Genomic DNA, 17,967 nt, shown 5'->3' with positions numbered 1-17,967 from the left:
CCCTGTGGGAGAGTAGGACGCCGCCGAACAATTTTTGGGGAAAGCCCCGCACCAGATCGTAGGAATACGGTCACGGTGCGGGGCTTTTTCGCGTTCCGGGGCGTGGGGCAAAACATGTTGCGCGTGGTCGAGGCCGTGGTCAGCATGAGCCCATGGACTATTTGATTCGCCCTGTCCGTGCCGACGAATGGCTGCGGATGAAGGAATTGCGCCTGGTCGCGCTGGCCGACCAGGTCGCCCCCGTCGCGTTCCTTGAGACTTCGGAGCAGGCTCTCGCCCGCCCGGACTCGTTCTGGCAGGAGCGGACCGTCGGGGCTTCGCACGGCACCTCCGCCCGGCAGTTCATCGCCGAGACGCCCGACGGTGAGCTGGTGGGTACGGTCGTCGTTCTCGTCGAGGTGGTCGGAGCGAAGGACATCTTCGGCGTGGACATCACCGCACCCCAGGCGCACCTGGTGGGTGTGTTCGTACGCGCCGACCACCGCGGGGTCGGCCTGACCGAGCGGCTCTTCGAGGCAGCGATCGAGTGGGCGTGGTCGCTGGACGAGCCGCCCGTCGAGCGCGTCAGGCTCTACGTCCACGAGGACAACCCGCGCGCTCGCGGTTTCTACCGCAAGATCGGCTTCATCGCGACGGGGCTCACCGCACCCCTGGAGAACGAGGCCGGCGGCACCGACCTGGAGATGGAGCTCGTACGCGAACCGGCCTGAGCAGCTGGTCCTGGCCGGTTCGCAAACCGGCACGTCCGACGCCGTACGGCTCCCACCAGAGCTCCGGCGCGACGCCGTACGGCTCACACCAGAGCTTCGGACCAGCGGGCCCGGGCCTGTTCGGGGGAGCGGAGCAGGACCAGGGGCGGCATGCCCTGGTCCTGACCGGTCGACAGCAGCTCCGGGAGGCGGGGAAGCGGAGCCACGGCCGCGACGTCGTCGAGGACGAGCGTCATTGGTGGGTCGAGGCGACCGTCAGATGACCGTTCGGCCATGCGGCGGCCGCGCTCGACCACGTCTGAGGCGAGCGCCGTGAGCAGGGGCATCGCGGCGGGGGCGGGCCGGGGATCCTCGATGGCTTCGCCCACCACATAGAGGGTGCCCCCCTCGTTCACAAATGATTCCAGAGCGAGCGAATCCGCTCGGTTCGGTGTGCAGGCTTCACGGATGTGGATCGAGGACAGACAGGCCAGCGCCCGGGCCGTCAACTCCTGGGCGATCTCCCGGCGTTCGGGGTACGCGGTGAGCGCGGACTCCAGCAGCCCCGCCCCGCCGCTCTGTGCCTTGGGGTGGGTTCGCAGGATACGTACGGGCTCGTGAGCGGCCGTGCCCTGCGCCCAGCGGTGCAGTTGCTTCGTGGCCCGGCCGTCGCGGCTCTCCAACGCGGCGGCGTGCAGCCAGGAACGCAGGAGGGTCTCCGCGGTGTCCGCCATGGCGGCATCCACGCGGGCCTGGGGGCGTACGGGGGCGAGGAGCGCGATCGCCCGCGCAGCAGCGGTGTCGGGGTCCTCGCAGCCCGCGGTGGGCGACCAGTGAAGGCGGGCCGGGGTGTCGCAGCGGTGGGTCGGGTCGTAGACGTGGACCGGGCCGAGCTTGGCGCGCGCGTCCTTCGTCTCCGCCCACAGGCCAGGGTCCGACGTGACCACCAGGGCCGCGCCCTCGGCGTCCTGAATGGCCTGGAGCGCCCGGGGCCTCCTGGCGTCGGGAGAGCCGAAGAACAGGCGCGAGGCCGACGGCTGTTCGGCGCGGGGGGTGGGGATCTGCTCCACCGCGGCGAGGGCGGGCCCGGCGGCGAACTGAGTGCCGGGTGGCGGGAGTTGAGCCGCCCGACCGGGTTCGGGGAGGTGCTGAGCCTGTACGGGGTACGGGTGCGGGTGAGTGGGCGGGTGCTGTGGTGCCCGTACGTGTTCCGAGGGCGGGGCGCCTTGTGCGGGCGGGTTCTGCGCGTACTCGGCGGTGACGGGCTGCACGGGTTGTGCCGGGTACGCGGGCTGCATCGGCTGGGCGGGGTACGCGGGCTGCATCGGCTGTGCGGGGTAGGGCGCGGTGAGCTGAGGATCGGTGGCCGGAATTTCGCCGGGCGCGGCCGGCGGGAGCGGTGCCGCGCCCGGGGCCGGCCTGGCGGCGGGGCTTGTGCCGGCGGCGGGGTGTCCGGCGGCTCTTGCTCTCGCTCGTACCGCTCGCCAGCGGGTGAACGTACCCAGGGCGAAGATCGTCAGGACGATGGTGATCAGCAGTTCGCCGATCAACAGGCCCCAGAAGAGGCCGTAGCCCGAGAGCGAGGGCGGCGGGGTGTCGGGCCAGGCCGCCGACAGGTCGTGCGGGGCGGTGACCAGGGCGCGCAGGGCCATCGGGCTGTGCGTGAACGATACGCCTGGCGGCCACGCGCCGTGGGTGAGGAGGCCACCCAGGCCCGTGGCCGTCCACACCAGTACGGTCAGGCCGAGGAGGAAGGCCAGCAGGCCGACCAGGAGTGAGTCCGGGATGCCGCGCTGGTTGTCTCTCGGTGTTCCGGTTCCGCTCATGTCAGGCCACCGTGGACTCGGAGGAGTCGGGGGCGGACATCTGTCGTTCGATCATGGCCGCTCGGCGTTCCGTCTCCGATTCGAGTTGCGAGTCCAGCTCCGAGGCGAGGACGTCGTCCGTGGCCGCGGACTCCGTCATGGCGCGGTCGGTGAAGACCAGGGGGCGTTCGCGTTCCGTGATCAGGTGTTTGACCACTTGGACATTGCCGTTCACGTCCCATACCGCGATGCCGGGGGTGAGGGTCGGGATGATCTCCACCGCCCATCGGGGCAGGCCGAGCACCCGTCCCGTCGCCCTGGCCTCGTCCGCCTTCTGGGCGTAGATCGTCCTGGTGGAGGCCATCTTCAGGATGGCGGCCGCCTCGCGCGCGGCCGCGCCGTCCACGACGTCGCTCAGGTGGTGGACCACCGCCACGAAGGACAGGCCGAGCCGGCGGCCGAACTTGAGCAGGCGCTGGAAGAGCTGCGCGACGAAGGGGCTGTTGATGATGTGCCAGGCCTCCTCGACCAGGAAGATGCGCTTCTTGCGGTCGGGGCGGATCCAGGTGTGTTCCAGCCAGACGCCCACGATCGCCATCAGGATCGGCATCGCGATCGAATTTCGATCGATGTGCGAAAGGTCGAAGACGATCAGGGGCGCGTCCAGGTCGATGCCGACGGAGGTCGGGCCGTCGAACATGCCGCGCAGGTCACCGTCGACGAGGCGGTCGAGGACCAGGGCGACGTCGAGGCCCCAGGCCCGTACATCGTCTATGTCGACGTTCATCGCCTCGGCCGATTCGGCCTCGGGGTGCCGCAGTTGTTCCACGATGTCGGTCAGGACGGGCTGGCGGTCGGTGATGGTGGCGTTGACGTAGGCGTGCGCCACCTTGAGAGCGAAACCCGATCGTTCGTCCAGGCCGTGTCCCATCGCCACTTCGATGATCGTTCGAAGGAGGGCGAGCTGGCCGGTCGTGGTGATCGCCGGGTCCAGGGGGTTGAGGCGGATGCCGTCGTCCATCGCGGTCATCGGGTCGAGCCGGATGGGGGTTATCCCCAGCTCGCGCGCGATGAGGTTCCACTCGCCGACACCGTCCTCGCCCTGGGCGTCGAGCACGACGACCTGGCGGTCGCGGAACCTCAACTGGCGAAGCACATACGTCTTCTCCAGAGCCGACTTGCCGTTGCCGGACTCGCCGAGGACCAGCCAGTGCGGGGCGGGGAGCTGCTGCCCGTACAGCTGGAAGGGGTCGTAGATGTAGCCCTTGCCGCTGTACACCTCGCGCCCGATGATCACGCCGGAGTCGCCGAGGCCGGGGGCGGCGGTCGGCAGGTAGACGGCCTGGGCCTGGCCCGTGGAGGTGCGGACGGGCAGCCGGGTGGTCTCCACCTTGCCGAAGAGCAGGGCGGTGAAGGCGTCGGTGATGAGAGACAGCGGATCTCGCATGGCGGGTACGGCCTCTCGACTAGCGGCGGATTCCGGTCGCGAACGGCAAGGTGTTGACGAAGGCCCGGTGGTGCTCGCGGTCGCACCACTCCAGCTTCAGATAGGACTTGCCGGCGGAGGCTCTGATGGTCCGCTTGTCGCGGGCGAGTGCCTCCGGCGAACGCGAGGAGACCGTGATGTAGCCGACCAGGTTGACGCCTGCGGCGCCGCTCGCGAGGTCCTCGCCGCGCTGGTCGAGGCGGCCGTGGGCGGCGATGTCGCGGGGGTCGACGGTGCGGTTCATCTTGGCCGCGCGGGAGGCTTCCGCCTCGTCGTTGGTCTTCTCCGTGAGCATCCGCTCGATGGCGACCTCGGTCGGCTCCAGGTCCATGCAGACGGCGACCGTCCGGATCACGTCCGGGGTGTGGACGAGCAGCGGGGCGAGGAAGTTGACGCCGACCGGGGTCATCGGCCACTCCTTGACCCACGCCGTGGCGTGGCACCAGGGCGCCCGCGTCGAGGACTCGCGGGTCTTGGCCTGGAGGAAGGTGGGCTCCATGGCGTCGAGCTCGGCCGGCCAGGCGTTGCGCTTGGTCATCGCCTGGATGTGGTCGATGGGGTGGTCCGGGTCGTACATGGAGTGCACGAGCGAGGCGAGGCGGCTCTGGCCGAGCGGCTGGCGTACGCGGATGTCGGCCTCCGCCAACCGGGCGCAGATGTCGGTCAGTTCACGCGCCATGACGACGGCGAGGCCGGCGTCACGGTCGAGCTTGCGGCCGTGCGGGTTGGCGGCGCGGGCCATCGCGTGGGCCTCGGCGGCGAGTTCACGGCTGTACTGCATGCAGGCGACAAGGTAGGCGCGGTGCTGCTCGCTGGAGGTGGACACCATCGACTGGAGCTGCTCGTAGGACTCCTGGAGCCAGCCGGGCGCCTTGGTGTCGCCGCGCTGGGCGACGTCCTTGGCGTGGGCGTCGGGGTCGGCGGGCAGGGTGCGGGCCAGCATCTGAAGGCGCGTCACGAAGCCGTCCCCGTTGGCGACATGCTTGAGCAGAGTGCCGAACCGGTCGACCAGGGCCTCCTGGTCCTCGCTGTCGCGCAGGCCGACGCCGGGGCCCTCGATCTCGATGGCGGCGGTGACGGTACGCCGGTCGGCGTGGAGCAGGACGGCGATCTCGTCGGGGCCGAAGGGCGCCGCGAGCCAGGTGATGTGGCCGATGCCGGGTGGCGGCCCGACCTCGATCTCGCGTCCGTCGAGCCGTACACCTGCCTCGGGCGAACCCGAGCGGTAGGCGGTGCCGCGGCGGAGCGAGCGCTTGTAACTGCGGTTGATTTCGAACCACTTGTAGAACGTGCGGCGCTTGTACGGCACGTACACCGCGGCGAGCGCGAGGAACGGGAAGCCCATCAGGAGCACGATGCGCAGCGACAGGACCGGGACGAGGAGCCCGCACATCATGCCGAGGAACGCGCCGCCGATGATCAGCGCGATCTCGCCGGTCTCCCGGTTCTTGCCGACGACGGCCGACGGCCGGGCGCGGCCGATCAGATACGTACGGCGGGGCGCGACCGGTTGGGACTGGGTCGTCAACGCCCTCCACCTCCCGTGTTCTTGTTACCTGCGGCACCGCCGGAGTTGCGGCGGTGGGTGTGGGGCGAGCCGGACGTGGGGCCGTTGCCGCTGCGCGGCGGAGGTGCGGCGGAGGGGACAGATCCGCCGCCGACTCCGCCGCCGGTCGCGCCGCCGGAGCCCCGGCTGCTGTGCGCGGCCACGCCACCGGACAGGGGGTTGGCGGGGCGGGCCTGGGCGGCGCCGCCACCTCCTGAGCCCTGGTTGCCCCGGCTGCTGTGGGTCTTGATGCCCTGGGAGACCAGGGCGGCCGGCGAGGAGACCATGGCGGCGGCCTGGGCGCCGCTGGTGGCCTGCTTGCGGTTGGAGCGGGCGGAGGCGATCTCGTCGCCGAAGCCGGGCACGAAGCGGTAGATCATGCCGGAGGCGAAGATCGCGAGCAGGATGATCGCGAGGCCGGAGACGACGGCCGAGAAGGAGTCGGGTCCCTTGCCGGCGGAGAGCGCGCCGGCGAGGCTGAGGACGATCACGATGATGGGTTTCACCATGATGATCGCGATCATGATCCCGGCCCAGCGCCGGACGTGGCCCCACATGTTCTTGTCGACGAGTCCCGAGTACACGACGACGCCGAGCAGCGCGCCCACGTACAGCAGGAGGGCGCGGATGTAGAGCTCCAGGAAGAGGACGCCGGCGGCGAGGATGGTGACGAGGGAGACGACGATCAGCATGATCGGGCCGCCGCCGATGTCCGTGCCCTTCTTGAGCGCGGCCGAGAACGAGCCGAAGAAGACATCGGTCTGGTCGCCGGTACCGGCGGCGATGACATCGGTGACCGCGTCGGTGGCGTTGACGACGGTGTAGAGGACCAGCGGGGTGAACGCGGAGGCGAGCACGGTCAGCCACAGGAAGCCGACGGCTTCCGAGATCGCGGTCGACAGCGGTACGCCGCGGATGGCGCGCTTGGCGACGGCGAGCAGCCACAGGACGAGGGTGAGGATCGTGGCGGCGGCGAAGACGATGGCGTAGCGGCCGAGGAAGGCGGGGTCGGTGAAGTCCACCTTGGCGGCGGTCTTCACGAACTTGGAGAGGGTGTTGACGACCCAAACGGCGGCGTCGGCGCAGCCCTTCGAGAGGGAGGTCAGGGGGTCGGCTGCGCCGCCTGTGTCGGGGCCGATGGTTTGGCCGCCGCCTTTGCTGGAGCCTGACTCGCAGTAGTCCCTGGCGGGGCCGCGAATCAAGTCACAGGCGTTGTTGCTCGGGCTGGGACTCGGGCCGGGGCTGCCGCCGGGCGACCCGCTTGGGGTGGGAGTGGGCGCGGCATACGCCCTGCTGGCGAGCAGGATGGCGGCGGTTTGGACGGCCGTGAGCGCGGCACCGATCGAGAGAGCGGGACGGGGCGGTTTACCGGGCATAGGTGAACCCTCCGTATTGCTCTACGGCGTCGGTCATGTCCTTGGCGGAGGCGGCGGCCTGGTCACGGCCGACGGGTGCCGGTCCGTCCTTCTGCGTGAAGTCGGTGACTTTCCAGTCCCCGTCGGTCCACTTCAGCTGGAACGTGTTGGTGAACCAGCTCTCGGAGACCGGGTTCTTGGAGCCTTCGCCGGCCAGACCGAAGAGCGCCGAGTACCAGACCGACACGGTCGCAGTGGTGCCGTTGAACTTGTCCGCCTTGGAGCCGACCGGATTGGAACGGGAGATGAAAATCTCGCCGGTGGGGGACGTGCCGTCCGGGTTGAGCCCGATACGGGTCAGAAAGTCTTTCCCGGAGTACACCTTGTCGAGGTCCCCTTGGCGGGCCGCAGCGACCTCGGGGGCGTACACCGTGTTCACGATGTCGTGTCGGCGGCTCGTGTTGAACATGCCCTCGGACCCCAACACCACCGCGTAATTCGCCGCAGCCGACTGCGCCCCCTGCTCGCTCTGCGGGAAGCCGGACGCGATGCCGGACTGCTTGCCCGTGACCGGCTTCGTGCCCGTGGCCGCGGTCGACCCGGCTGCGCCGGGCTTCGCGGCGTTGTCCGGGGACGAACCCGCGTCGTCGCTGCCGCGGTTCGCGAAGGCGATCGCCGCGATGAGGAGGACCACGACGCCGACCACCATCACCAGGGAGCGCGAGGTCCGCGGTGGGCGGCGGGTGCCGCCGTAGGTGTCGCCGGGGCCTTCCGGGAGGCGCGTACGGGTCTGGCGGGTGCCGCCGAGCGTGCTGAAGCGGTCGTCGGCGTGGCCGGAGTCCGCCCCGCCGTGGCCCGGCTCGTCATCGAAACTCATGCCTGCGCCCCCTCGACCTCGACCGTGCGCGGTGCGTAGTACGACTCCGCGTAGTACGACGGTAGCCGTGCTGGTTCCCGCGCGGGCGCGGTGTGGTGACTCGACATCAGGGGGACGCAACCTCTGCCGGTGGGCACGACGGACGGATGGTGTGGGAGGTACGGAAGGGACGGCGGCTCGCCTGACTCGGGGTCAGACGGCCATTCCGTACACGATGGTGAAGAGCGTGCCGAGCGAGCCGATGATGAAGACTCCGGTCAGGCCGGCCACGATCAGGCCCTTGCCCTGTTCGGCGCTGAAGGTGTCGCGCAGCGCCGTCGCTCCGATCCGCTGTTTGGCCGCACCCCATACCGCGATGCCGAGGCAGAGGAGGATGGCGACCGCCATCACCACCTCGACCATGATGCGGGCCTCGTTTCCGAGCGTCCCGAACGGCCCCCAGTTGGGGGCGATTCCACCGATGATGGTGGTGATGTCGCCTTTTCCGGCTGCCAGGTACATGTAACTCACCGCCCCTGTCGGGTAGTTCGAAGCCCCTGCCGCACGGCATGGGTCAGGTTCTATCTTCGCTGATGAAACCGCCGGAGTAGGACGCCTTCACGCCTCTCTTTACCCGCCCCCGCACGGCAGTACCGGTTCACCGCCCTGACCTGCGGTGAACCGGTGTATGCGGAAACGCGTATGGTCACTCTGTGTATCACGCAGGGTGACTCCGGGCAATGACTGTCGTTGTTACACCCTTGGGCCGTTCGTCGTGTCGGCGGGCTCCGCGGCTGGCCGGCCGGTCCTCGGGCGGGCGGCCTTCAGGAGGGCGGCCTTCAAGAGGGCAGGCCTCAAGAAGGCGGGCCGGTTCATAGAAACTTCTCAGAAAAGCTTCATGGTCGTTCTCAGCGGGGGAAGCGAGAGTCAGAGTGTTCTCGCACTCCGCAAGTAGGCCGCCGACCACCAGGAGCCGCACGTATGAAGCGCACTGGCATCTCCGGGAGGAAGTTCGCCACGCGGCGCGGAAGGTTCAGCGCCCTGTCGGCGGCGGCCGTTCTGCTGGCCCTGCCGACGTACGGCGCCCATGAGACGGCGGCAAGGGGCCAGACCACGACGGCGCCTGCCTCGGCGGCCGACGCCCGGGTGGGTGCGTTGTTCAAGGGAGATCTCGACGGCGGGCACTTCTGCACCGCGTCGGTGGTGCACAGCGCGGGGCACGATCTCATCGTGACCGCCGCGCACTGCCTGTCCACGGACGGGTCGCAGGACGGCGGGACGGTGTTCGCGCCCGCCTACCGGGACGGTTCGGCGCCGTACGGGACCTGGCCGGTGGAGTCGGTCTACGCCGCCGACAGCTGGAACGAGGACGGCGACCAGGACAGCGACGTCGCCTTCGCGGTGCTCGGGCCGGGCTCGGACGACGGTAAGCAGGTCGAGGACGTGGTGGGCGGCGCCCCGCTCTTCACGGGCCGCGCGACGGGCGGGACCGTGACCGTCACCGGCTACCCGTCCGACACCGAGGTTCCGCAGGTCTGCACGAACACGTCGGTCGCGTACGGGTCCACCCAGCAGCGCATCGACTGCCCCGGCTACCCCGGCGGGACGAGCGGCAGCCCCTGGGTCGTGGAGGGCGGGGCGGTGGCGGGGGTGATCGGCGGGTACGAGTTCGGCGGCGACGAACCCGACGTCTCGTACAGCATCGTCTTCGGGTCGGTCACCAAGTCGCTCTACCAGCTCGCGGAGGCGGCGGGCACTCTGAAGCCGGCACCCAAGCCGTCCGGGACGCCCGCGCCTCCCGCCGCACCCGCGGCGCCCGCGTCCGGTGCGGGCACGGCGAGCGGAGGGAGTGCCGGCAGTGACGTGAGCGCCGGGGGCGCCGGGAGTGCCGCGAGTGGCAAGGGCGACGGGAATGACGGGGTCGCTGCGCCCGAGGCGATCGCGGCCTTGGTGACGAAGATTCAGGCGGTGGTCTGCGCCCGCCTGTTGCCCTGAGAATCGGGCGTCCCCCACGTGCACGTGACGGCTCGCCGGGTGTCTGGCGGAATGCCGGACACCCCCCACCTGCCGATGCGCCGGGTTCCTGGCGGAATGCCGGACATTTCTCACGTGGTGGCACTCAGGGTTCCTGGCTGAATGAGCGAGGGTCCGACACGAGTGCGACACGAGTGCGGGCGAAGTGGCGGTGAACCGCGCCTCGATGGGGGAGGGTTGAGGGGTGCGCAGAGTCTGGATGGTCGGCGGGATCGGGTTCGGGGTGTGCCTGAGCTTCATCGCGCTGCTCGTCGTCGGTACGTACTCGGCCGCCGCCGGGCTCGGTTCCGCCGCGGGCAACGCGGTCGGGCTCGCCAAGGGTGCCGTGCCCTCCCTCTACCAGCCGCTCGTGCAGAAGTGGGGCGCCTACTGCCCCAGTCTCAATCCCGCGATGCTCGCCGCCCAGCTCTACTCGGAGAGCGGCTGGAAGCCCACCGCCGTCAGCCCGGTCAACGCCCAGGGCATCGCGCAGTTCATGCCCGCCACCTGGGCGACCCACGGCATCGACGGCAACGGCGACGGCAAGCGGGACATCTGGGATCCCGCGGACGCCATTCCGTCAGCCGCCTCGTACGACTGTGAACTGGCCAAGTACGTCAAGGACGTGCCCGGCGACGCGAGCGACAACATGCTCGCCGCCTACAACGCCGGTGCGTACGCCGTCATCAAATATGGCGGGATTCCGCCGTACAGCGAGACCCAGGGCTATGTGAAGACCATCCGCTCCCTGGAGAAGAGCTTTGCCGCGCCCGTCGGTCGGGTGCAGCCCTCCCAGCAGGCGGCGGGGGCCATCTACTACGCGCAGCAGAAGCTCGGGACGCCCTATCTGTGGGGCGGCGAGGGGACGGCCGAACAAGGCGGCCGGTTCGACTGTTCGGGGCTGACACAGGCCGCGTACCAGAGTGTGGGGATCACGCTGCCGCGCGTTGCCAACGACCAGTACAACGCGGGCCCGCACCCCGCGCGGGGTGAACTGCTCCCCGGTGACCTGGTCTTCTTCTCGACCGACCTCGGTAACTCGCGGGCCATTCACCACGTCGGGCTCTACGTGGGCGGCGGCTACATGATCAACGCTCCCTATACCGGCGCCGTCATCCGCTTCGACAAGATCGACGCGCCCGACTACTTCGGCGCGACCCGGGTCACCAAGGACGGTGCGGCTGCCCTGCCGACGCCCACGCCCGGTGCCTGAACCAAGCCTTCCGGTGGCTTGAACTCTCCGTGAAGCCAAGGCCCTGAGCTGCGACGATGAGTCTCTCTTCGATAACGTCGGCGTGATCATTCAGTGGAGAGTGGAACGAGGCGGCCCAGAAGGGCGTTCCCTGGACAGTGACTGATGTACGTACTGACCACGGGGGTTGGTAGCAGGACGCAACAAGGCAAGGGGCCGCAGCATGGCTGGACTCGCATTCGACGGAGCGAATCCCGATGTCGGCCTGCTCTACGACATCAACGGACTCGCCAAGGACGCCCCCTCCTGGCTCGACCGCGCCATGGCCTTCGTCGGGGAGTACGGCATCCTGCTCGGCCTCGTGCTCGTCGTGCTGTGGTGCTGGTGGAGCGTGCGGCGCGCGGAGGACCGGCAGTCCGCGGTCGTCTCCGTCGCCGGGATCGTCTGGGCGCCGCTGGCCGCCTCCATCGCCGTCCTCGTCAACATCCCCATCCGCGACTTCGTGCAACGACCGCGTCCCTTCCTCGACCACAAGGGGCTCGACGTCCTGGTCGGCGGCAAGAGCGACTTCTCGTTCGTCAGCGACCAGGCCACCCTCGCCATGGCGATCGGCGCCGGACTCTTCGTCGCTCACCGCAAGTTCGGCCTGATCGCGCTCGGGCTGGCCCTGCTCGAAGGGTTCTGCCGGGTCTACATGGGCGTCCACTACCCGACCGACGTCGTGGGCGGCTTCGCGCTCGGCACCGCCGTCACACTGCTCCTCGCGCCCCTCGCCCAGCTGCTGCTCACCCCGGTGGTGGCGGCCGTGGCCCGCTCGCGGCGGCTCGGACTGCTCGTGCACTCGCGCCGCGCCCTGACGGTGGTTCCGGCCGCGGCCGGCGGCGCGGTCGAGCGGCCTGGCTCCGCCGAGCGCGACCTGGCGGCCTGACGCCGGCTCAGCGGGGCGGCGCGGGTCAGAGCGCCTGGGGGAAGTCGAAGAGCCTGCCCGGGTCGTACTGCTTCTTCAGCTGCGCGAGGCGCGGTGCGGCCGTGCCGTAGTAGGCCGTACGCCAGTCGGTGAGCGAGGGGTCCGGATAGTTCTGGTACGCCGCGCCCGAGGCGTACGGGCGCATCGCGTCGTGCGTCCGGGTCAGCCAGGCCTGCTGTGCGGCACCCGATGTGCCCGGCCGCCAGGACGCGACGTACTGGACGAGGACGCGCGAGGTGCGGTGGACGAAGGCGGTGGCGTCCGGGGCGACCCGGTTGACCGCGCCGCCGAGCGCGGTGAGCACGATGGTGCCGCCGCCCCCGTTGTCCGACGCGGCGATGTGCGTGAACTCCTCGGCCCCGCCGAGGAGTTGACGTATGCCGTCCTGGGGCAGCGCCTTGGTGTAGAAGTCGGACTTGGCGGCGTACGTCTCGCGCTGGAGCGCCCCCTGCGGGGAGCGGCCCGGGGTCGTGCCGGGCAGGTGGCACTGGGCCTGGCTGTAGGTGGAGCACCCGCCGTACAGCAGCATCGCGTCCTGGAAGCCGGTGCGGTGCAGGGTCACCGAGGAGGCGGAGGCGCCCGCGCGGTCGGCGAGGCGGTCGAGGGCGTTCTGGAGATCGCCGTAGGAACCGAGCGAGAACGCGGCGATGGTGACGGTCGGGTTGCCGCCGCCGGCCGCCCCGGACAGGTGTGCGGCGGACCAGATCTCGTCGGGCTGGTCCGGGCCCCACTCCTGCCAGGCGCCGACCACCGCCTGCGCCTGCCGCCACGGCCAGGTCAGATAGGCGGTCACGCCCTGGGGCGCGGCGTGCGTACGGAAGGTGAGGCCGGTGACCACGCCGAAGTTGCCGTTGCCCGCGCCGCGCAGGGCCCAGAACAGATCCGGGTTCTGCTTCTGGCTCGCCGTCAGTTTCCGGCCATCGGCGGTGACCAGGTCGACGGAGGTCAGACTGTCGCAGGCGAGTCCGTACGCGCGGGCCGTTACCCCGTGTCCGCCGCCCAGGGTCAGGCCCGAGACGGCGACGGTGGGGCAGGAGCCGCCGGGGATCGTACGGCCGCTCTTCGCCAGGCCGGTGTACACGTCGAGGAGGCGGGCGCCCGCGCCGACCGTGCCGTCGGCGGAGACGGAGTTGAGCCGTGACACGTCGATGACGAGGCGCCCGGTCCCGGAGGACCAGCCCGCGTAGTCGTGGCCGCCGCTGCGGACGGAGATCGGGGTGCGGTGGGCGCGGGCGTAGGCGAGGCACTCCTGTACGTCCGCCGCGTGGGCCACGTATGCGACGGCGTCGGGCTTCTGTGTGTCGAAGCGGGTGTTGTAGAGCTGGCGGGCCGTGGCATATTCGGCGTCGCCGGGACGGATGAGCTTGCCTTCGAGGGAGTGGGCGAGGGCGGTCCAGTCCGCGGGCGCGGAGGAGCTCGGCGCGGGGGAGGGGGCCGCCGCCGTACGGCTCGGCGCGGGTGCGGGCCCGGGGTGCGGGGGGCCGCCGCAGCCGGAGGTGGCGACGGCGGTCGCGGCGGTGCCGGCGGCGCCGGCGGTCGCGGTGAGGAGGGTGCGGCGGCGCATGGGGGCTCCCAGGGGGCGTGTGGGGCGCTGGGCTGGCTCCTTCCCACCCACCCCCCACCTGAACCGACCGGCCCTCACCCCCATGCGGGGCGGCGTCGAGTGGTTGCCGGGCGGGCGGAGGTTGCCTGTGCTGGGCACCCCTGGCAAGGGCGCCCGTCCAGGGGCGCGGGGAACTGCGCGGCCGGGATGCGTACGGGGGGAGCCGGGAGGCGCCCCGGGGTCACTTGGTGGCGGGGCCGTTCGGGAGGGACGGGATGGGGAGGGACGGGGTGTCGGTGGCGTGGGTGTCGGCGTCCGTGCGAGCTCTGTCGCGGCTGCGGCGGGCCGGGCCGACCCAGCCACAGCCGCAGCGGGCGATCGCGAAGCTTCCGCGTTCCGTGACGGTCGTCTGGTGGGGCACCGCACCACGGTACTGCGGGCGTGCGTGACGGGGGCCCCACCGCGGTCGTTAGGAGGGAGGGGCCAGGCCGTCTCTCGCGGCCCGGGCCAGAGGGCGTTGGGGGTTGGGCGGCGATGGTGGTGCAGCGGAACGGAGCGGGGCGAGCGGGCGCGATGGTGACCGCCCTGGTGGTCGGCGGGGTGCTCGCGACCGCCACCGGGTGCGGCACGGACGACACCGCGATCGCGAGTGGCGCCCCGGCCGACCCGGCGGTGACGGTACGGACGGCCGCGGACCGGCTGGTGGCGGCGGCCGGTTCGCGGGTCACGACCTCCATGGAGATGGCCACCGGGGGCACCCGCGTGACGATCCGCGGCGAGGGAACGTACGACTTCCGGCACCGGAGCGGCCAGTTGACGGTGACGCTCCCCGAGGACGCCCGGGGCGTGGACGAACGCCGGCCGATCACCGAGCTTCTCGCGCCGGGCGCGCTCTACATGAAGAACCGGGGCGCCGGGGTGCCCGCCGACAAATGGGTGCGCGTCGACACCGCCTCGCTGGCCGACGGCAACCTGGTCACGGGCGGCGCCACCGACCCGTACGTGGCCGCCGAACTCCTGCGCGGCGCCCGGAATGTGACGTACGTCGGCGAGGAGCAGCTGGCCGGGGTGACGGTGCGCCACTACCGGGGAAGCGCCGCGCTGCCGGCGACGGTGGCGAAAGGGTTCTCCAAGGGCGCGGTGCCGTTCGACGCGTACTTCGACGCGTCGGGACGGCTGTGCAAGGTGCGCCACCGGTTCAGCTACGTCAACCGTGGCCGGCCCGTGGCGGTGGCGTCGACGACGCTGCTGTACGGGTTCGGGGCGCCCGCGACGGTACGGCTTCCGGCGGCCCGGGACATCTTCGACGGGAAGATCCAGCCGTAATCAGCCAGAAATGGCCCCCTCAGGTGGGGCGGGGGTGGCGGAAATGGTCCGTCCGTGCCATGCGCGGTGCGTACCCCTCTCCCTACGCTAGGAAGCCGACGACGGCGAGCGGGCGGCCGACTGACGGCGGGAAGAGGTCGAGGAAGGGGTGATGTGCGTGGCTTCGCTTCGCGGTGTGACCGTCCAGGACCACGTGGCCCTCGTCGAGATCGAGCTGTGCGGGGAATTGATGATCGCGGCGTCCGCCGCGGAGGGGGACCGGCTCAGCCCCGACCTGATCGACGAGGTCCTGAACGTGGTCCAGCCCATCCGACCCCCCGACCCCCCTTGGCCCCGCCGGTAGGGCTCTGTTCCTGGGCGCAGGGCGCCGCCCCCCGGGCACAAGGAGGCCCGTAGGGCCTGGGCCGGGTGTCGGGTGCCCTGCAAGGGGCGCGGGGAACTGCGCGGGTCCACGGCCCCCTGACGAGGGCGGGCTTGCGCGGCGCGGGGAGCTGGTGCCAGGTAACCCCGTTCCGCACCGGCCCGCTCGACGGCGGCCCCCGGCCGCCTACGTGCGCATCATGCGGGCGATCGCCTTCGTCGCTTCCTCCACCTTCGCGTCGATCTCATCGCCCCCCTTGACCGCCGCGTCGGCCACGCAGTGCCGCAGGTGCTCCTCCAGGAGCTGGAGCGCGAAGGACTGCAGCGCCTTGGTCGACGCGGAGACCTGGGTGAGTATGTCGATGCAGTAGACGTCTTCGTCGACCATCCGCTGCAGCCCGCGGATCTGCCCCTCGATCCGGCGCAGCCGCTTGAGGTGCTCGTCCTTCTGCTTGTGGTACCCGTGCACCCCGCGGTCGTGATCGGTCACCGGGGCCGCTGGGGTCACCGCGGTCGCAGGGGCGGTCGGGGCCGCCGCAGCTGCCGGGGCCGCCGGGGCCGCCGGGGCCGGCGGTGCCGGCGGTGCTGAAGAGTCCTCGACCGGGGGGCCGGGCGCCTCGGTGGTCGTCATCGCGTCCTCCCGTTGTCTGCTGCCGTGCGCGCTGTGTGTGCCATAAGTGCCGTGCGTGCCATGAGTCTGCCGCCGGATGCCGGCCCTTACACGGCCGCCCCCTGCACGGTCGGCCCCGCACGCGTGGTGGTCTGCCGTGCAGGACAAGGAGTTGGATACCCCTCATGGGTATAGGATAACGAATTTTCGTATTCCGGGCGGGGGCCCGTGCTGATCACTGTGCCTGATGGGCGACACTGAAGAACGCCGGTTAGCCGTGGCCGGATGATGCGCCTAGCATCAGCCTGACCGAATCCCAAGCACTCCGAGGACCCCACGTGCGCTTTCGTCTGACCCCCAGGGAGACGAGCTTCTACGACATGTTCTCCGCATCCGCGGACAACATCGTCACGGGCTCGAAGCTCCTCATGGAACTGCTCGGAGCGGATTCCGCCTCCCGGGCCGAGATCGCGGAGCGCATGCGGGCAGCGGAGCACGCGGGGGACGATGCCACCCACGCGATCTTCCACCAGCTGAACTCCTCCTTCATCACGCCGTTCGACCGCGAGGACATCTACAACCTCGCCTCGTGCCTCGACGACATCATGGACTTCATGGAGGAGGCCGTCGACCTGGTCGTCCTCTACAACGTGGAGGAGCTGCCCAAGGGCGTCGAGCAGCAGATCGAGGTCCTCAACCGGGCGGCCGTGCTGACCGCCGAGGCCATGCCGAACCTGCGGACGATGTCCAATCTGACCGAGTACTGGATCGAGGTCAACCGGCTGGAGAACCAGGCCGACCAGATCCACCGCAAGCTGCTCGCCCACCTCTTCAACGGCAAGTACGACGCCATCGAGGTGCTCAAGCTCAAGCAGATCGTGGACGTACTCGAAGAGGCGGCGGACGCGTTCGAGCACGTGGCGAACACGGTGGAGACCATCGCCGTCAAGGAGTCCTGACCCAGTCATGGACACCTTTGCTTTGATCGTGACCATTGGCGTCGCGCTCGGATTCACGTACACGAACGGCTTCCACGACTCGGCGAACGCCATCGCCACGTCGGTCTCGACGCGGGCGCTGACCCCGCGGGCCGCGCTGGCGATGGCCGCCGTCATGAACCTGGCCGGTGCCTTCCTCGGCAGCGGCGTTGCGAAGACCGTGAGCAAGGGGCTCATCTCCACGCCCGAGGGCAACAAGGGGATGGGCATCCTGTTCGCGGCGCTGGTCGGCGCGATCATCTGGAACCTGGTCACCTGGTACTTCGGACTGCCCTCGTCGTCCTCGCACGCCCTGTTCGGCGGCATGGTCGGCGCGGCCCTCGCGGGCGGTACGACCGTGTACTGGTCCGGCGTGCTCGACAAGATCGTCATCCCGATGTTCGTGTCACCGGTGGTCGGCCTGGGCGTCGGCTACCTGGTGATGTGCGCGATCCTGTGGATGTTCCGCAAGGCGAACCCGCACAAGGCGAAGCGCGGGTTCCGTATCGCCCAGACCGTCTCCGCGGCCGGCATGGCGCTCGGCCACGGTCTTCAGGACGCGCAGAAGACCATGGGTGTCGTGGTGATGGCGCTGACCATCGCCGACGTCCAGTCCGCCGGGGACGAGATCCCGATCTGGGTCAAGATCGCGTGTGCGGCGATGCTGTCGCTCGGTACGTACGCGGGTGGCTGGCGGATCATGCGGACGCTGGGCCGGAAGATCATCGAACTCGACCCGCCGCAGGGTTTCGCCGCGGAGGCGACGGGCGCGTCGATCATGTTCGGCTCGTCGTTCCTGTTCCAGGCGCCGATCTCCACGACGCATGTGATCACCTCGGCGATCATGGGTGTGGGGGCGACCAAGCGGGTCAACGCGGTGCGGTGGGGTGTTGCCAAGAACATCATCCTGGGGTGGTTCATCACGATGCCTGCGGCGGCGCTCGTCGCTGCGCTCAGCTATCTGGTGGTACGGGTCTTCTTCGGCTAGCCGGGGTGCGGCTGGGCCACGTTCGCCTGCGGTCCGGTACCGGATTGTTCGCGCAGTTCCCCGCGGCGCCCCTGGGTCCGCTTTTCGACGCCGGCCGTGCCGGGCTGCTCGCGCAGTTCCCCGCGCCCCTTGGGTACTCGGTGCCGGCCGGCATGAACAACCTCAACCGGTCATGGCCCCTGGCCCTTGAGGCCTTGGGGGAGTTTGAGGACGAGCGCCCTTCAGGCGCGAACGGGGTCCGGGGCGGAGCCCCG

At 70.4% G+C, this 17,967-nt stretch carries 18 protein-coding genes; 9 read left to right on the top strand and 9 right to left on the bottom strand.

Annotation, left to right across the window (positions count from 1 at the left end; genetic code table 11):
• The first annotated feature begins 152 nt into the window (after positions 1-152).
• The gene (locus AB0D31_RS33430; RefSeq protein WP_362730290.1) at positions 153-710 is read left to right on the top strand and encodes a GNAT family N-acetyltransferase; all 558 of its coding nucleotides are present in this window, start codon (positions 153-155) and stop codon (positions 708-710) included.
• 83 nt (positions 711-793) lie between these two features.
• Here the strand turns inward: AB0D31_RS33430 and AB0D31_RS33425 are convergent, their stop codons facing one another.
• From AB0D31_RS33425 to AB0D31_RS33400, 6 genes are all read right to left on the bottom strand, one after another.
• Complete coding sequence (locus AB0D31_RS33425) at positions 794-2,515, bottom strand: type VI secretion protein (protein WP_362730287.1); 1,722 nt, start codon at positions 2,513-2,515, stop codon at positions 794-796.
• 1 nt (position 2,516) lies between these two features.
• Entirely contained in the window at positions 2,517-3,941 is a 1,425-nt protein-coding gene (locus AB0D31_RS33420; protein ID WP_362730284.1) for an ATP-binding protein, read from the bottom strand.
• 19 nt (positions 3,942-3,960) lie between these two features.
• Entirely contained in the window at positions 3,961-5,508 is a 1,548-nt protein-coding gene (locus AB0D31_RS33415; RefSeq protein WP_362730282.1) for an SCO6880 family protein, read from the bottom strand.
• Positions 5,505-6,902: a hypothetical protein gene (locus tag AB0D31_RS33410; RefSeq protein WP_362730279.1), complete on the bottom strand. Its 1,398-nt coding sequence runs from the start codon at positions 6,900-6,902 to the stop codon at positions 5,505-5,507. Before AB0D31_RS33410 ends, AB0D31_RS33415 begins: the two co-directional genes overlap by 4 nt.
• Positions 6,892-7,758 (bottom strand): hypothetical protein, encoded by an 867-nt coding sequence (locus AB0D31_RS33405; RefSeq protein ID WP_362730276.1) that lies wholly within the window; start codon positions 7,756-7,758, stop codon positions 6,892-6,894. Before AB0D31_RS33405 ends, AB0D31_RS33410 begins: the two co-directional genes overlap by 11 nt.
• Before the next feature lie 192 nt (positions 7,759-7,950).
• Positions 7,951-8,259, bottom strand: a complete 309-nt coding sequence (locus AB0D31_RS33400) for a hypothetical protein (RefSeq protein ID WP_053729027.1) — start codon at positions 8,257-8,259, stop codon at positions 7,951-7,953.
• Between the two features lie 459 nt (positions 8,260-8,718).
• Between AB0D31_RS33400 and AB0D31_RS33395 the strand changes: the two genes are divergently transcribed.
• The 3 genes from AB0D31_RS33395 (at position 8,719) to AB0D31_RS33385 (ending at position 11,870) form a co-directional block, all read left to right on the top strand.
• A complete protein-coding gene (locus AB0D31_RS33395; RefSeq protein WP_362730273.1) occupies positions 8,719-9,732 on the top strand; it encodes a trypsin-like peptidase domain-containing protein in 1,014 nt (337 codons plus the stop codon).
• Positions 9,733-9,970: 238 nt separating this feature from the next.
• Entirely contained in the window at positions 9,971-10,963 is a 993-nt protein-coding gene (locus AB0D31_RS33390; protein WP_362730293.1) for a bifunctional lytic transglycosylase/C40 family peptidase, read from the top strand.
• Positions 10,964-11,165: 202 nt separating this feature from the next.
• Entirely contained in the window at positions 11,166-11,870 is a 705-nt protein-coding gene (locus AB0D31_RS33385) for a phosphatase PAP2 family protein (RefSeq protein WP_362730270.1), read from the top strand.
• A 25-nt stretch (positions 11,871-11,895) separates the two neighbouring features.
• Here AB0D31_RS33385 and AB0D31_RS33380 read toward each other — a convergent pair whose 3' ends face one another.
• Positions 11,896-13,473, bottom strand: coding sequence for an FAD-binding oxidoreductase (locus AB0D31_RS33380; protein WP_362730267.1), 1,578 nt, complete (start codon positions 13,471-13,473; stop codon positions 11,896-11,898).
• 220 nt (positions 13,474-13,693) lie between these two features.
• Positions 13,694-13,873 (bottom strand): hypothetical protein, encoded by a 180-nt coding sequence (locus AB0D31_RS33375; RefSeq protein ID WP_362730265.1) that lies wholly within the window; start codon positions 13,871-13,873, stop codon positions 13,694-13,696.
• Between the two features lie 113 nt (positions 13,874-13,986).
• Here AB0D31_RS33375 and AB0D31_RS33370 point away from each other — a divergent pair, with 113 nt between their 5' ends.
• Both AB0D31_RS33370 and AB0D31_RS33365 read left to right on the top strand, forming a co-directional pair.
• The gene (locus tag AB0D31_RS33370; RefSeq protein WP_362730262.1) at positions 13,987-14,778 is read left to right on the top strand and encodes a hypothetical protein; all 792 of its coding nucleotides are present in this window, start codon (positions 13,987-13,989) and stop codon (positions 14,776-14,778) included.
• Positions 14,779-14,929: 151 nt separating this feature from the next.
• Positions 14,930-15,121: a hypothetical protein gene (locus AB0D31_RS33365; RefSeq protein WP_362730259.1), complete on the top strand. Its 192-nt coding sequence runs from the start codon at positions 14,930-14,932 to the stop codon at positions 15,119-15,121.
• 204 nt (positions 15,122-15,325) lie between these two features.
• Here the strand turns inward: AB0D31_RS33365 and AB0D31_RS33360 are convergent, their stop codons facing one another.
• Complete coding sequence (locus tag AB0D31_RS33360) at positions 15,326-15,769, bottom strand: metal-sensitive transcriptional regulator (RefSeq protein ID WP_362730258.1); 444 nt, start codon at positions 15,767-15,769, stop codon at positions 15,326-15,328.
• A gap of 317 nt (positions 15,770-16,086) precedes the next feature.
• Between AB0D31_RS33360 and AB0D31_RS33355 the strand changes: the two genes are divergently transcribed.
• From AB0D31_RS33355 to AB0D31_RS33345, 3 genes are all read left to right on the top strand, one after another.
• Positions 16,087-16,707, top strand: coding sequence for a DUF47 family protein (locus AB0D31_RS33355; protein WP_053729022.1), 621 nt, complete (start codon positions 16,087-16,089; stop codon positions 16,705-16,707).
• A gap of 7 nt (positions 16,708-16,714) precedes the next feature.
• Positions 16,715-17,713, top strand: a complete 999-nt coding sequence (locus AB0D31_RS33350; RefSeq protein WP_362730255.1) for an inorganic phosphate transporter — start codon at positions 16,715-16,717, stop codon at positions 17,711-17,713.
• A 44-nt stretch (positions 17,714-17,757) separates the two neighbouring features.
• A partial coding sequence (locus AB0D31_RS33345; RefSeq protein ID WP_362730252.1) for a hypothetical protein occupies positions 17,758-17,967 on the top strand: 210 nt, incomplete at its 3' end.

The organism is Streptomyces sp. NPDC048361, from assembly GCF_040651795.1.
Taxonomy (GTDB): domain Bacteria; phylum Actinomycetota; class Actinomycetes; order Streptomycetales; family Streptomycetaceae; genus Streptomyces.
Note: the sequence above shows the minus strand (reverse complement) of the source record. Positions and strands in the feature narration are given on the sequence as shown.

Excerpts from the sequence above, each read along its gene's own strand:
- AB0D31_RS33400 (WP_053729027.1), bottom strand. The coding sequence starts at position 8,259 with ATGTACCTGGCAGCCGGAAAAGGCGACATCACCACCATCATCGGTGGA.
- AB0D31_RS33410 (WP_362730279.1), bottom strand. The coding sequence starts at position 6,902 with ATGCCCGGTAAACCGCCCCGTCCCGCTCTCTCGATCGGTGCCGCGCTC.
- AB0D31_RS33360 (WP_362730258.1), bottom strand. The coding sequence starts at position 15,769 with ATGACGACCACCGAGGCGCCCGGCCCCCCGGTCGAGGACTCTTCAGCA.
- AB0D31_RS33380 (WP_362730267.1), bottom strand. The coding sequence starts at position 13,473 with ATGCGCCGCCGCACCCTCCTCACCGCGACCGCCGGCGCCGCCGGCACC.
- AB0D31_RS33395 (WP_362730273.1), top strand. The coding sequence starts at position 8,719 with ATGAAGCGCACTGGCATCTCCGGGAGGAAGTTCGCCACGCGGCGCGGA.
- AB0D31_RS33365 (WP_362730259.1), top strand. The coding sequence starts at position 14,930 with ATGTGCGTGGCTTCGCTTCGCGGTGTGACCGTCCAGGACCACGTGGCC.
- AB0D31_RS33430 (WP_362730290.1), top strand. The coding sequence starts at position 153 with ATGGACTATTTGATTCGCCCTGTCCGTGCCGACGAATGGCTGCGGATG.
- AB0D31_RS33405 (WP_362730276.1), bottom strand. The coding sequence starts at position 7,758 with ATGAGTTTCGATGACGAGCCGGGCCACGGCGGGGCGGACTCCGGCCAC.
- AB0D31_RS33370 (WP_362730262.1), top strand. The coding sequence starts at position 13,987 with ATGGTGGTGCAGCGGAACGGAGCGGGGCGAGCGGGCGCGATGGTGACC.
- AB0D31_RS33390 (WP_362730293.1), top strand. The coding sequence starts at position 9,971 with ATGGTCGGCGGGATCGGGTTCGGGGTGTGCCTGAGCTTCATCGCGCTG.
- AB0D31_RS33425 (WP_362730287.1), bottom strand. The coding sequence starts at position 2,515 with ATGAGCGGAACCGGAACACCGAGAGACAACCAGCGCGGCATCCCGGAC.
- AB0D31_RS33420 (WP_362730284.1), bottom strand. The coding sequence starts at position 3,941 with ATGCGAGATCCGCTGTCTCTCATCACCGACGCCTTCACCGCCCTGCTC.
- AB0D31_RS33385 (WP_362730270.1), top strand. The coding sequence starts at position 11,166 with ATGGCTGGACTCGCATTCGACGGAGCGAATCCCGATGTCGGCCTGCTC.
- AB0D31_RS33350 (WP_362730255.1), top strand. The coding sequence starts at position 16,715 with ATGGACACCTTTGCTTTGATCGTGACCATTGGCGTCGCGCTCGGATTC.